This window comes from Eubacterium ramulus (assembly GCF_003122485.1).
GTDB lineage: Bacteria > Bacillota > Clostridia > Lachnospirales > Lachnospiraceae > Eubacterium_I > Eubacterium_I ramulus_A.
Window position 1 is genome coordinate 18,550 of record NZ_JRFU01000028.1, and the last position, 13,256, is coordinate 31,805.

Below are 13,256 nucleotides of genomic sequence, written 5' to 3' on the forward strand. Positions count from 1 at the left end.
ATTGTAATCTCCTCTAATTCAATGCAACAATACCTATAAGCTCCATATTATGTTCCATGCAGATTTCCATTTCACGGGTTATGGTTTCATAACGGGCACCGGAAAGCTTTTCTACAAGAACAATATTTTTTAAACGGCTCATTTCTTCCACCGCCTGCGCCTGTTCCAATCCACCTGCTACTTTACAAAGTTTAATTCCTGCCTCCTGTAACTGCTGTTCCGCTTCTCCAACCCATGTCTGCATATATTTATCTTCGCATGCGTATGCCATAATCATTTCGTGGATATCATTTTTCTCACATTCGTATTTTACATTTGACACCAGTAACTTTAATGCTGATTCTTTGTCATTTGACGCACTGTCTTTTAAAAGTTTCTTTCTTACTTTTCTGTAAAGAACATTTTTTCCGGATACCGGGATTTCAGCTAGCACTCTGCTATTATATAAATATTTAATGTCGTTACTTGAGTTGATTGTTCCACGCAGCAAATATGCAATAATTATATAGAGAACGGCAAGAACAATTCCTATCGCTCCGCCAAGTCCAATATACTTTTTACTAATAGAAACTTTTGTAACAACTGCTGCTTTATCTTCATCAGAAGATGATTCCTGATTCTCTTTTTCCAGCATAAGCTTCTGTGTCGCGTTTAACTGCTCTGTCAACTGTTTTGTCTGATCTTTCAACGTAGTGATCGCTGTCATACAATCTGACTGTTTCTGTGCAACAGAAGAATCAACCATATTGGAATAAGAGCAGTTAACCATTGTTACTGTATGAGTATACATTTTTCCACTCAGTGTTTTTGCATAATCTGAGATACAGGAAATAATATTATTCGCAAGTTTTTCACAGGATTCCCTGTCTGCATACTTTACCTTCACTCCAAAAGTACTACCTGTATTCGTCGTTACCATATTGCCAGTCGTATTGCTTCCATTATTTGCCGAAGCATCTTCATAACTGATGATTTCATTCAGATACTGTGTTTCTTCTTTTACTCCGCTGTCTTCTAAATCTTCCAGTAACTGTCCATCATTTACATACATATAATATGCATATTTAAGATCCGCCAGCTGTTCATTATTATCTGTTCCAATGAGAAGCTGAATGGACGCTGTACTGACATTATACGGATCCAGCTGCATCAATACAGATTTCTCTGCATACTCCTGCTTCTTTTCCAGAGATGTCTGTGTATATTCTGTTAATCTTACCTGTTCCAGTTCTTCCTCTGTGAGGCTTTTTCCCGCCTCTTCTATTGACACCTCTGCTGGACTAATATCTGCGGATTTTTTATCCTTTATGTACTTATATCCGCCCAAAGCAACTGCAAAGACAACTGCAGCCAACATTATTAGCTTAATTCGTTTAAAAAGTTCCAAAAGTAATTCTGTCACGCTTACAATTCTGCTGTCCTGAACTTTCTTATAATCTTTTTTTGAATTCATAAATTTCCTCCATTATAATACCAACAGACAATTTTCGTACATTCTGTAAGTATTTAATATGTTTCACTTTATCACTTTTTCGTTATTTTTACAAGAAATAATCCTTTCCTCACCCATTCTGAACAGAATATCATACATACAGCAATGAAATATAGCATATGCAAACAGGAACTGTCAATTTGTAATCCCCTTCCATTCGTTTCTTCATAAATTTATTAAATTTCCTTCATAATTTCATAATTTGAATTATTTTATTAATTGTAGTAAACTATTGCATGGTGTGGAATAGTTATAATACACTGTGTATTTATTATGTACTCTCAGAATTCTTCATAGACTTCTTCATCTAGGAAGATTCCGAGAATACATTTTATAAATGATGGAGGTTAGAAATAAAGTTTTTAAAAAAAGTTACTCTATTACTGTTGATAATGGTATTCTGCATGTTATGTCTAAATCCATTATCCGCAAGTGCAAAATCAAAGAATAATGTTGAAAAAATTGGCAACAGCTGGTTTTATACCAAAAACGGACATATTTCTTCCAACTATACCGGCTTCGGCGACAATCAGTATGGAACATGGTACTGCCGAAATAGGAAGCTAGACTATAGTGCAACTACTGTTGCAGATGGGAAAAACAGCCGTTGGCTGGTTCAGAATGGGAAAGTAAATTACGACTATACAGGATTATGTCAGGTAAACGACAGATATTATCAGGTTTCAAAGGGCAATGTTCTTTGGGAAGTAAACGACAGTTCCAGAATGCAGCTTAAGTCTTATTATCAGGAAGAAATAAAATATGGACGTGAAGACTTGTCTTTTATCTTCCCGTCCTACTTTTATTGCCATATCAATATTATACTATTTGTCGTCCATATTTTGCTTTTCATACGTTCGATCACTTATGATATAACGTGGACGATGTTTTGTTTCCATATAAACTTTCCCAATGTACTGACCAATCACACCTGTACATAACAATTGAACACCACCAATAAAACATATCACACATATCATACTTGCCCAGCCCGAAACCGTATTTCCAAGTGCCCAGCTAATAACAGCCCATATAACTCCTATAAATCCTATAATTGACACCAATATTCCGAAATTAGTAATCATCTGGATAGGCTTAACCGACAGACTTGTTATACCATCAAATGCCAAAGCAAGCATTTTTCTGAGTGGATAATGAGATTTACCAGCCATACGTTCCTGCCGCTCGTAATAAACAGATGTACTTTTAAATCCCACAAGCGGAAACATGCCTCTCAAAAACAGATTCACTTCTTTAAACTCTGAAAATGCTTCCAACACTTTTCGGGAAACCAATCGATAATCTGCATGATTATAAACAACCTCTGCTCCCATAGTATTCAGCAACTTGTAAAAGCCTTCTGCTGTTACTCTTTTAAAAAAAGTATCTGTATCTCGTTTACTTCTGACACCATATACAATTTCACATCCATTATGATATTCATTTATCATAGCTTCCATAGCTGTAATATCGTCCTGTCCATCGCAATCAATAGAAATTGTAATATCCGCATATTTTTTTGCTTCCATTAAACCTGCCAATACAGCATTTTGATGTCCTCGATTCCTGCTTTGGCAAATACCAATATAATGTTCATCCTTTTCCGCCAGATTTTTTATAATTTCCCATGTTTTATCTCTGCTTCCATCATTTATAAATAGTATTCTGCTTTTGCTCGAAATTTTTTCTTTTTCAATCAACAGGCTTAACTCTTTCAAAAACAATTCTGATGTAATTGGCAAAACGTCTTCTTCATTATAGCATGGTATCACTATCCACAACACTGTATCCAACTCAAACACCTCATTTCTTTTTCTCTGCTCTATTTAGTAAAAGTGCTACTCCATATATTGCCAACAATATGTATAATGGAACATAAGCATATAAATATCTGGATCTTGCCTCAAAAAGTAATTCAAATATCGTTAATCCTATAACAGAAAGCATTAGTACACTTCTTTCTTTTTGATTTTTATAGCATACTCCCAGAATTCCTAATCCCAGACAAGTTAACCAAATCATTTGGACAAAATTTATCCAAACTGTATTATATTTTCCAACAGAACTATAATTTCTATTATAATAAAGTCCTCTCAAGAAACCACTGATTTTTGTATTTCTTTCCATAACATTTATGTAAAACGCCCCTTCTCCACCCCAGAAAAAAGTTCCGTCATTATAATTTGTTAGCGTTTTTCTTATCATTTGTTTTGAGAAACCCACTGCACCCATATTTTCAATACGCTCAAATGCTTTCTGCAGATCTGCTTGATCACGTTCTTCCACCGTTTGAAATGAATCTGAATAAGAAACATCGTCCCCGGCCCATACTCCCATTGTCTGGGTATTCATTCCCATCATAAAAAAATGTTTTATTCCAAAAGCTTTTTCATCATCAAGCTGTATATTCAGGCTTCTCACTGCGGCTATTGAAATTCCTAATGCTAATAAGAATCCCAAGATAAGAGCTGCCACTTTTTTTAAATATCCTCTTCCAATGCAGCTTAATTTTATATTTAAAATTGTTATTAACATAATTGCAATAGCGACTATCATTGTTTGTGGTTTAATTTTATATCCAATATAAGATAAAAACGGAATCGCAAACCACGAAAAACACTTAAATTTTTCTCTATTGACATAAATGTACATTATCAAAATCGGAAATACTAATGCTATCGAATCAGAGTATGGAATCGAAACCCAAGGTGACAAGCTTATTAAAAAAAAATATATACTATATCCCACCATCGTTAAAACACGATTATGAAACAATTTACTTATTATTTTTGCAAGAAGTACTCCTGTACATGTATTAAACGCACATTGTACGCACAAAAGCATAAAATATTCATGCGCATGACCGCCCAAAAAATGAACAATTTCCATTATCTTCGAAAAGACAAATACCAAAAATAAATTATTTGGATATCTCGAAAAATAATTAATATATATATCTGTTGATTCATTATGTGCAATTTTATCAGCAAGTCCTACTACTGAAGCCACATCCCAATCTGTATACACATAATAATTCCACACAAAATATATCTGCATTAAAAATATCATTACCGGAACAACTATCCAGAAAATTATAGGTTTTATTTTACATTCTCTATCTGCCCTTTTGCAAATTGTCACAATGCCACATATTGTGATTCCACCAAATATTAATAATACAATTGCAGGCAAAAAGTTTTCACTATAAGATAATCTCCAATAACGTATGTGCGCAAAGAAAATACAACATATCACGATAAATATCATCATTAAACCATATATACCAGCAATGGCACTATTTAGCATTCTAAACATACTTTGTACGATTTCCTGTACTCGTTTCATTATTTAGATTCTCCCATCTGATTTTTTGTTTTCACCTTCAACATTATGCATTCATTTTCTTACATTGTAAAGAAATTCTTCACCAAACCTGCTATTTTAAAATCTAAAAGCTGTGTATTTTCAAATCCTTGCCACTCGTCAATCATATATATATGTATCAAAAAAATAATCTTGATTTTCAGTTATACACTCGTTTAAAAGTCTTTCATAAGCATTTGCCATTCCACTATATGCAACAGCCGTTGGATGCCCTCCAGACATATTTTTATAAATTTCTGATTGAAAGAAAGAATCCTCTGACTGAACGATATATGAAATATGAATTCTCAATTGTTGATATTTTAACTGTATTTTCCAGTTCCTCAATAGACATAGAAGGTCTGCCATTGATTTATAGGAGCTAAAGTTTTTAAAAGCGAATTCATATATCATAATTCCATCTCCTTGAGATTTTTCACAATATCATTCTCTTGCTGTTTTTCCTTGACAATTCCACTCTCCTGCGTTAACATCTTACCCGTAAAGTGCCATACAAACGGATTTTCTGTTTCATAATTAACCAGGGGAGCATATCGCTGAGAGTAAGGACAGACCTTTGACCCTTATACCTGTTGGACAATGCCATCGTAGGAAGTGTTACAGAATATAATAGTAGAGAAAACTATCAGACATTCTTAAAGCATCTGCCAACCGGTTGGTGCTTTTTTGATTGTAAAAATGTGCAGCACCACATGTATTGCATAATCAAGTAAAGCGGCCATTCGCAATCCGTTTTTCGCTACTTGCTCATGAACGCAGTCGCTTTGCGACCTGTCAGTGGGAGCTTTTAACTCCCACTGACATAAGTATCCCCCTTACCCACCGCTTAGTGCTCTACGCACTTGAAATGGGGGGGGGAATGCTTATTCTGCGTTCAAAAATGCCTCTTATTTCTGCTGCGAATATGTGATATGGCATGGGAGTTATGGTTACTTAATGTAATAAGGTTCACAGATGGATCTTAAATTTCACTTTTATTTTCAGGGAGGAACAAATAATGAACGCAAGTGTAGCTATTCAAGTATTACCGACAGTCACAGATGAAGATGAAGTCATTCGTATCGTAGACGAAGTCATTGCTTATATCAAATCTACAGGTCTGAACTATTATGTGGGACCATGCGAGACATCCATCGAAGGCGATTATGACGAACTGATGGAAATCGTAAAAAACTGTCAGCTCGTTGCTGCAAAAGCAGGCTGCCCGGCTATGAATACTTATGTAAAAATTTCTTTTAAACCAGAGGGAGATGTACTGACCATTGACAAAAAAGTTACAAAGCATCACCAGTAAGATTCCGGCAATCATCGCGTTATGCCTGATCGTGCTGGCATGGTATCTGATCTGTGTATCCGGACTGGTTCCGGCTTATATGCTGCCGTCACCGGTCAATGTGGCAAAAGCGCTGATCTCAGACATGCCGCTGATCCTGATGCATGCAAGATACACCCTGCAGGAGGCATTTTACGGTCTTTGCATCGGTATCCTGCTGGCTTTTGTCAGTGCCACACTGATGGATCGTTTTCTGACCATCAACCGGGCATTTTATCCGCTGATGGTAATCACACAGACGATTCCTACCATTGCCATTGCGCCGGTTCTGGTGCTCTGGATGGGATTTGGCATGGCACCAAAAATTGCATTGGTTGTCATCACCACATTTTTCCCGATCGCAGTCGGTCTGCTGGACGGATATAAAAGTGTGGATCAGGATGCGGTCAATCTGATGCGCGCCATGGGAGCGACAAAATTTCAGATTTTCCGGCATTTAAAATTTCCATCCGCTTTGAACCAGTTTTTCTCCGGTTTGAAGATTTCTGCTTCCTACGCTGTGGTTGGCGCTGTTGTTGCAGAATGGCTCGGTGGATTCAACGGACTTGGTGTTTATATGACCCGTGTCAAAAAGGCATACGCATTCGACAAAATGTTTGCTGTTATTATTTTTATCGTGATCATCAGTTTGCTGCTGATGCTCGCTGTCAACATTATCAGAAACTTATCCATGCCTTGGATAAGAACAGAAAAAGAGGGAAAAGAAGTATGAAAAACAAATTTTTAAAGAAACTTGCTGCTGCATCTTTAGCAGCTGCTATGATATTTTCCATGGCTGCATGCGGAAATGCTGACAACAACGCTGCAAAAGGAAATGCCTCCGACAGCTCTTCTGCTGCCGCAGAGAACACTTCCAGCTCTGATAAAGATCTGACAAAGATCACATTCTGCCTGGACTGGACACCGAACACAAACCATACCGGTTTATACGTTGCTCAGCAGCTTGGTTACTATGAGCAGGCAGGTCTGGATGTCCAGATCGTTCAGCCACCAGAGGACGGTGCTGCATTAATGTGTGCTTCCGGTCAGGCTCAGTTCGCCATTGAAGCGCAGGATACTATGGCTGCATCTCTGGATTCCGATAATCCACTTGGTATCACAGCGGTTGCTGCTGTTCTCCAGCACAACACTTCCGGTATCCTCTCCCGTCAGGGTGACGGTATCGACACTCCGAAAGGAATGACAGGCAAAACTTATTCTACATGGGAGTCCCCGATCGAACTTGCTACTTTAAAAACTGTTATCAACGGTGACGGTGGTGATTTTGATAAAGTAAATCTGATCCCGAACGATATCACAGATGAACCGGCTGCTCTGGCTGCTCATCAGACAGATGCCATCTGGGTATTCTACGGATGGGGCGGAATCAATGCAAACGTAGAGAAAACACCTTGTGATTTCTTCTTCTTTAAAGATGTAAACCCGGTATTTGATTACTACACACCGGTTATCATCGCAAACAATGAATTTTTACAGAACAGCCCGGATGTTGCTAAAAAATTCCTTGAGGCAACTCAGAAAGGTTATGAATATGCCATCCAGAATCCGGTAGATGCCGCAAACATGCTGATCGCCGGTGACAACACGGGTTCCTTAAGCGGATCTGAAGATCTGGTTCAGGCTTCTCAGCAGTATATTTCCGAGCAGTACATCGCAGATGCTCAGAAATGGGGATTCATCGATGAGGATCGTTGGAATACATTCTACAAATGGCTGGCAGATAACGGACTTACCTCCAAAGATCTGACCGGACAGGGATTTTCAAACGACTACTTAGGTGGTAATTAAGATTTCAAACAGGAAATAAAAATGGCATTATTAAAAGCAGAACATATTACAAAAATATATGGACAGCGAACGATCATCAAAGATATCAATATCGAACTGAATCAGGGTGAGCTAGTATGCCTTCTTGGTGTCAGCGGTTCCGGAAAGACGACATTGTTTCACATTCTTTCCGGCCTGACTACACCGGAGGAAGGACATGTGTATCTGAATGATAAAGAGATCACTTCCACTCCGGGACAGATCAGCTACATGCTTCAGAAAGATCTGCTGCTGCCTCATAAGAAAATTATTGATAATGTATCGCTGCCCCTTGTCTTAAAGGGCATGAAAAAAGCAGATGCACGCCAGAAAGCAGATCCACTGTTTGCAGATTTTGGTCTGGATGGTACACAGTATCAGTATCCAAGTCAGCTCTCCGGCGGTATGCGTCAGCGTGCAGCGCTTCTGCGGACATATCTGTCATCCAACGGTGTCGCGCTGCTGGACGAACCGTTTTCCGCACTGGATACCATTACAAAATCCAATATTCATAAGTGGTATCTGAATATTATGACGCACATTGATCTGTCAACGCTGTTTATTACGCACGATATTGATGAAGCGATTCTTTTATCTGACCGCATTTACATCTTGAATGGTACACCGGGCGAGATTAAAGATGAGATCGTGATTCGTGAGAAGAAACCGCGACCGGATGATTTTTATCTGACGGAAACGTTTTTAAATTATAAACGTGACATTATAAGCAGACTTTAAGTGGCTAAACATTTTACCTTTGCCACGTATGTAAATAGGGACTGAGTTCATTTTTTCTTAGCGAGCGATTGTTAGCCGCGAAGACAAAATGAACTCAGTCCCTTTCAAAATCTCAAATTTTCTGCCACAAAACAAGCTTTTTAAATAATTTCCATTGCTGCGGTCCAGCCTTCTCTTACCGCATCACCAATCTGACGGGCACGGACACAGTCACCGATCTTCCATACCGGAATACCAGCTTCTTTGATTGCCGCCTCAAGTGCTTCTGTCGCATGTGCGCGGCGTCCCATTGCATTGACAACAGAATCTGCTTTGATAGTAATTTCTGTTCCATTCTGCTCAGCTACAACAAAGTCTTTGCCGACTTTGATAACTTTTGCATTTACTTCGTATTTACCACCGTTTTTATCGATAAAGTCATGTACAGCAGTTCTGTACAAACCGGTTGTCTCCGGCATCAAAGCACCTTTCATCTCTACGATGGTTGTCTCTACACCGTGATCTATGTAATCTGCTGCTGCCTCACAGCCTACCAGACCACCGCCGAGTACGATGGTGCTTTTTCCAAGACCAGCAAAATCGTTGTAATATACCTCCATTGCTGTGACAGCATTTTCAATTCCCTCAATTGGAAGGATCAGATCATCAGATCCGACTGCCAGTACAACTGCTTCCGGAGCGATCTCTTTGATAAGTTCCGGTGTTACTTCACAGTTTAATCTTACTTTGATCGGACGTTTCTCTACGTCACGGATCAGCAGATCTTTGAAGTTTCTGATATCTACTTTATGATCGGTATGATCTGTAAAGTTAATCAGACCGCCTAACAGGCCTGCTTTCTCGCACAGGATTACCTGATGCCCTCTATCTGCTGCTGTGATTGCTGTCTGCAGACCACCGCAGCCGCCACCTACTACCAGTACTTTACGGCTTGCTTCCGGTTTTGGCATACGCTCCGGAAGAACTTTATGATGAGAAGCCGGCCATACGTCGTATGGGTTGATCGTACAGGAATCCAGTGGTGGGAACTTCACAGTCCAAATCTCTGTCTCATGTTCACCGGACGGACCCGGATAACATCTTCCGCAGCGTAGACAGCGACGAATTTCATCTGCATGACCTGCTTTTGCCTTATTCGGGAATGCCGGATCAGCAAAGAACTGACGTCCCATGGATACCATATCAATTTTGCCTGCTGCAATTGCTTCTTCTGCCTGTTCCGGAGAGTTAATACCTCCAACTGCTGCAACCGGGATAGACACGTTTTGTTTGATCACAGATGCCGGCTCGATATTCGGTCCATGCGGAGCATATGCAGTTGTGAACTCCCAGCTTCTGGAAGAACTCAGATAATGACCACAGGATACATGAATCATATCAATGTACGGCTCACAAAGTTTACAGTATTTTACAGCATCTTCCAGCTCTAAGCCACCCGACAGATGTTCAGAACTGCTGACACGAATCTCAATCACAAAATCAGGTCCCATAGCCTCACGAATAGTTTTTAACAGATCAACAGTAAATCTTGCTCTGTTTTCAAAGGATCCGCCGTACTCATCGGTACGTTTATTGTACTGCGGAGAAAGGAACTGTGCCGGAAGCCAACCATGTCCGCAATGGATCATAACGCCTTCCCAACCTGCTGCCTCAAACCATTTGCAGGCAGTTACATAATCCTGATAACAGCTTAAGATTTCTTCTTTTGTAAATGCATCTACATGAGTTCCATCCGGAAGATCTTTCTCAGATGGTCCTTTTGGATTGATACCGTCTCCGATATTTGTTTTGATCTCACCACAGGAAATCAGCTCACCGATTGCCAGTGCGCCATAGCTTTTGATCATCTCTGCGGTTTCTTTAATGATGTTGAATTTTTTATCGGATCTGGATGTATAATCAAGGTATGGTTCAAACGGGAAACGTTTGTCATACTCATGGTTCGGGCTTAACTCACCCAGACAGACGATTCCTGCACCGCCTTTTGCCTTCGCTTCCAGCATCCGGAATGCACGCTCCGGTACCGGGGTGGTGTAACCAAACGGATCCGGATCCAGCTCGATATAATGATCAAATGCAAATAATGCTGGAGCTGCCTCAATACGGTTTTTAACGATTTTTGAACCAACTTTTAACGGCTCAAATAAATGTGGAAAATACGGATTTTTTTCTGCCATAATCTCTTACCTCATCCTTCTTTTTTGTTACTGAAACTGTAACAGAAACTCCCCTGTTTATTCAAACATCAGCTTTTTTCATGCTGTTTCATTTTGCAATATTTTTATTATATTTGTTGCATTGTCCTTGTATAAGTACAGAAAAACGTGCTACAATCGAATCAGATTTTATAATAAGAATAAATAATATCTGTCACATTTTTCTATTATAATTTTCTGAGATATTTTTTATTTCATAAGATGAATCATTTATCGTTCATAAAAAGGAGAAAAGAGCACTATGGACCACCGCGCAGACCGCATGAAATCACTGATCATACGCACATTTTTTGACTGTATGGAAAAAGAAGATTTTTCTCAGATCACGATTGGAAAAATATCAGAACAGGCATTGATCAACCGTTCTACCTTTTACCGCTATTTCTCTGATAAATATGAGTTGCGGGATGAAGTGGTCGACCATATTGTTCAGGATTTTGCAGATCATATGGAAGTTGATTTTCTGCATATGGATGTCAGTGATGCCGAACATACCCGCGCGCTTCAGGATTGTCTGGCTCACCTTTGCACTCAGAAACGTGAGTTGGAAATTCTGTGGAAGCAACAGCTGCTCGGTCGAAATGTCTTTGATGAAATGATGAATGCCGGTGCACGCAAGGTAGAAACTGAAATTCAGAATCATCCAACGATCTCACCGGGGAAAAAACAGTTTGCTGACTGGTATGCAAAACTTCTGGTCAACAATTTTCTTGTGACAGTTCGCTGGTGGTTTTCCCGTAAAGATGACATTTCACCACAACAGATCACCGCTATGATGAAACGTCATATGATTTCAGGAACAATTCCTACTTTAAAAGAACAGTCCTAACAAGATTGTTCTTCCGTTTCTCTTCTTTTTTCATATGCTGCATATATATGATAAAAATCAGGCCACCGGTAACTACCCATGAAGTAACATAAACATTCATCAGCATGTTATACGTCGGAACCCGTTTAAACACAGTTACCATCCAGATCATTCGAAATACAACCGTTCCAAGAATAGTAATGATTGCCGGCTCCAGTGATTTTCCCATGCCACGCAATGCTGCACTCTCCACTTCGTAAGTCGCGGTCAGACCTTCCAGAGAGCATACATGCTGCATGCGGATCAGTGCATACATGGCTACCGCGTCACTGGCAGTATAAATATGTACAAATGTATTGCCGCCTGCAATAAAAATCACACTTAAAATCTCGGTAAATCCGATTCCAAACAGCATACTTAAGCCAAAAATTTTCTTGCATCGTTTCAGATTGCCAGCTCCATAATTCTGACTGGTAAAAGTTACCGCGCCCTGTGCAAAGGCACATGCAATGGCATAGGTAAAATATTCAAAATTCAATCCGACCGAAGCACCGGCAATGGCATCCTCCCCGAAAGAATTAATACCACTCTGGATAAACACGTTTGATACCGAAAAAATGGCTCCCTGAATTCCCGCCGGAACTCCGATTACCAGAACACGACGCAAAAAATCTTTTCGAATCTGCATTTTTCCAAATCGGAACTGAAATTCATCCTCTCTCCGATACAGGCAGAGCAAAACCAGTGACGCACTAAGAACATTAGATGCCAGCGTACCGATGGCAACACCTTCCACGCCCAAATGAACGCCTACTACCAAAAGAAGATTCAGTACAACGTTTACCACACCTGCCAGTAAAAGATAGTACATCGGACGTTTGCTGTCTCCGTAGCTTCGCAGAGCCGCCGCACCAAAATTGTAAAGCAGCATAAATGGAATACTCAAAAGATAAATACGGATATACAGCATCGCCTGATCCATGACGCTGTCCGGCGTTCCTGACACCACAAGAACCGGCTTTGCAATGATAAATCCAAGGCACATCAGACCGATGCCAAGAATCAGACCAAACGTCAGAATCGTATGCAGCATAGCACTGATCTGTTCCCGTTTGTTCTGACCGATCAGATTTGCCAAAGCTGCATTCGGTCCCACGGAAAGTCCTGTGATCAGATTTACAAATATTCCGACCAGAGCGACACTGCTTCCAACTGCTGCAAGTGCACTGCTTCCGGCAAATCTGCCGACAACTGCCACGTCTGCGGAATTGAATAACTGCTGCAAGATCGTGCTAAAAGCAAGCGGCAGGGCAAACATGATCAGCTTTCCGGCAATTTTTCCATTTAGCATATCTATTTCTCTGTTTTTTTCTTTCGTCTTTGTCTGTTCCATTCGGAAACCAGTCCTTTCCTGTGGGATGCTACTGTTTTTATGCTATGTACGATTATAACATATATAAAGCGAAATCGAAAACTCCT

General features: G+C 39.7%; 12 protein-coding genes. 6 read left to right on the forward strand and 6 right to left on the reverse strand.

Annotated elements, in window-relative coordinates; translation table 11 throughout:
- Window positions 1-13 precede the first annotated feature (13 nt).
- The gene (locus LG34_RS02800) at window positions 14-1,453 is read right to left on the reverse strand and encodes a hypothetical protein (RefSeq protein ID WP_109214780.1); all 1,440 of its coding nucleotides are present in this window, start codon (window positions 1,451-1,453) and stop codon (window positions 14-16) included.
- Window positions 1,454-1,896: 443 nt separating this feature from the next.
- On the opposite strand from LG34_RS02800, the gene LG34_RS17440 reads away from it, so the two are divergent.
- Window positions 1,897-2,433 carry a hypothetical protein gene (locus tag LG34_RS17440; protein WP_431602595.1) on the forward strand — a complete coding sequence of 179 codons (537 nt, stop codon included), beginning with the start codon at window positions 1,897-1,899 and terminating at the stop codon, window positions 2,431-2,433.
- Here the strand turns inward: LG34_RS17440 and LG34_RS02805 are convergent.
- The 3 genes from LG34_RS02805 to LG34_RS02815 all read right to left on the reverse strand — a co-directional run bounded on the left by LG34_RS02805 (window position 2,317) and on the right by LG34_RS02815 (window position 5,269).
- A complete protein-coding gene (locus LG34_RS02805) occupies window positions 2,317-3,285 on the reverse strand; it encodes a glycosyltransferase family 2 protein (protein WP_109214781.1) in 969 nt (322 codons plus the stop codon). The genes LG34_RS17440 and LG34_RS02805 overlap by 117 nt on opposite strands.
- A gap of 10 nt (window positions 3,286-3,295) precedes the next feature.
- A complete protein-coding gene (locus LG34_RS02810; RefSeq protein ID WP_109214782.1) occupies window positions 3,296-4,837 on the reverse strand; it encodes a hypothetical protein in 1,542 nt (513 codons plus the stop codon).
- A 138-nt stretch (window positions 4,838-4,975) separates the two neighbouring features.
- Complete coding sequence (locus LG34_RS02815; RefSeq protein WP_109214783.1) at window positions 4,976-5,269, reverse strand: hypothetical protein; 294 nt, start codon at window positions 5,267-5,269, stop codon at window positions 4,976-4,978.
- 604 nt (window positions 5,270-5,873) lie between these two features.
- Here LG34_RS02815 and LG34_RS02820 point away from each other — a divergent pair.
- From LG34_RS02820 to LG34_RS02835, 4 genes are read left to right on the forward strand one after another with little or no spacing between them, the layout of a single operon-like run.
- Window positions 5,874-6,170: a thiamine-binding protein gene (locus LG34_RS02820; protein WP_109214784.1), complete on the forward strand. Its 297-nt coding sequence runs from the start codon at window positions 5,874-5,876 to the stop codon at window positions 6,168-6,170.
- Window positions 6,139-6,921, forward strand: a complete 783-nt coding sequence (locus LG34_RS02825; RefSeq protein ID WP_181369272.1) for an ABC transporter permease — start codon at window positions 6,139-6,141, stop codon at window positions 6,919-6,921. Before LG34_RS02820 ends, LG34_RS02825 begins: the two co-directional genes overlap by 32 nt.
- Window positions 6,918-7,997: an ABC transporter substrate-binding protein gene (locus tag LG34_RS02830; RefSeq protein ID WP_109214785.1), complete on the forward strand. Its 1,080-nt coding sequence runs from the start codon at window positions 6,918-6,920 to the stop codon at window positions 7,995-7,997. The genes LG34_RS02825 and LG34_RS02830 overlap by 4 nt, the downstream gene beginning before the upstream one ends.
- A gap of 21 nt (window positions 7,998-8,018) precedes the next feature.
- On the forward strand, window positions 8,019-8,753 hold the full coding sequence (locus LG34_RS02835) for an ABC transporter ATP-binding protein (RefSeq protein ID WP_109214786.1): 735 nt from the start codon (window positions 8,019-8,021) through the stop codon (window positions 8,751-8,753).
- Between the two features lie 140 nt (window positions 8,754-8,893).
- Here the strand turns inward: LG34_RS02835 and LG34_RS02840 are convergent, their stop codons facing one another.
- Complete coding sequence (locus LG34_RS02840; protein ID WP_109214787.1) at window positions 8,894-10,930, reverse strand: FAD-dependent oxidoreductase; 2,037 nt, start codon at window positions 10,928-10,930, stop codon at window positions 8,894-8,896.
- 280 nt (window positions 10,931-11,210) lie between these two features.
- Between LG34_RS02840 and LG34_RS02845 the strand changes: the two genes are divergently transcribed.
- The gene (locus LG34_RS02845) at window positions 11,211-11,798 is read left to right on the forward strand and encodes a TetR/AcrR family transcriptional regulator (protein WP_109214788.1); all 588 of its coding nucleotides are present in this window, start codon (window positions 11,211-11,213) and stop codon (window positions 11,796-11,798) included.
- Here the strand turns inward: LG34_RS02845 and LG34_RS02850 are convergent.
- Window positions 11,776-13,170 (reverse strand): MATE family efflux transporter, encoded by a 1,395-nt coding sequence (locus tag LG34_RS02850; RefSeq protein ID WP_242979786.1) that lies wholly within the window; start codon window positions 13,168-13,170, stop codon window positions 11,776-11,778. The two genes, LG34_RS02845 and LG34_RS02850, sit on opposite strands and share 23 nt — an antisense overlap.
- Between the last annotated feature and the right edge of the window lie 86 nt (window positions 13,171-13,256).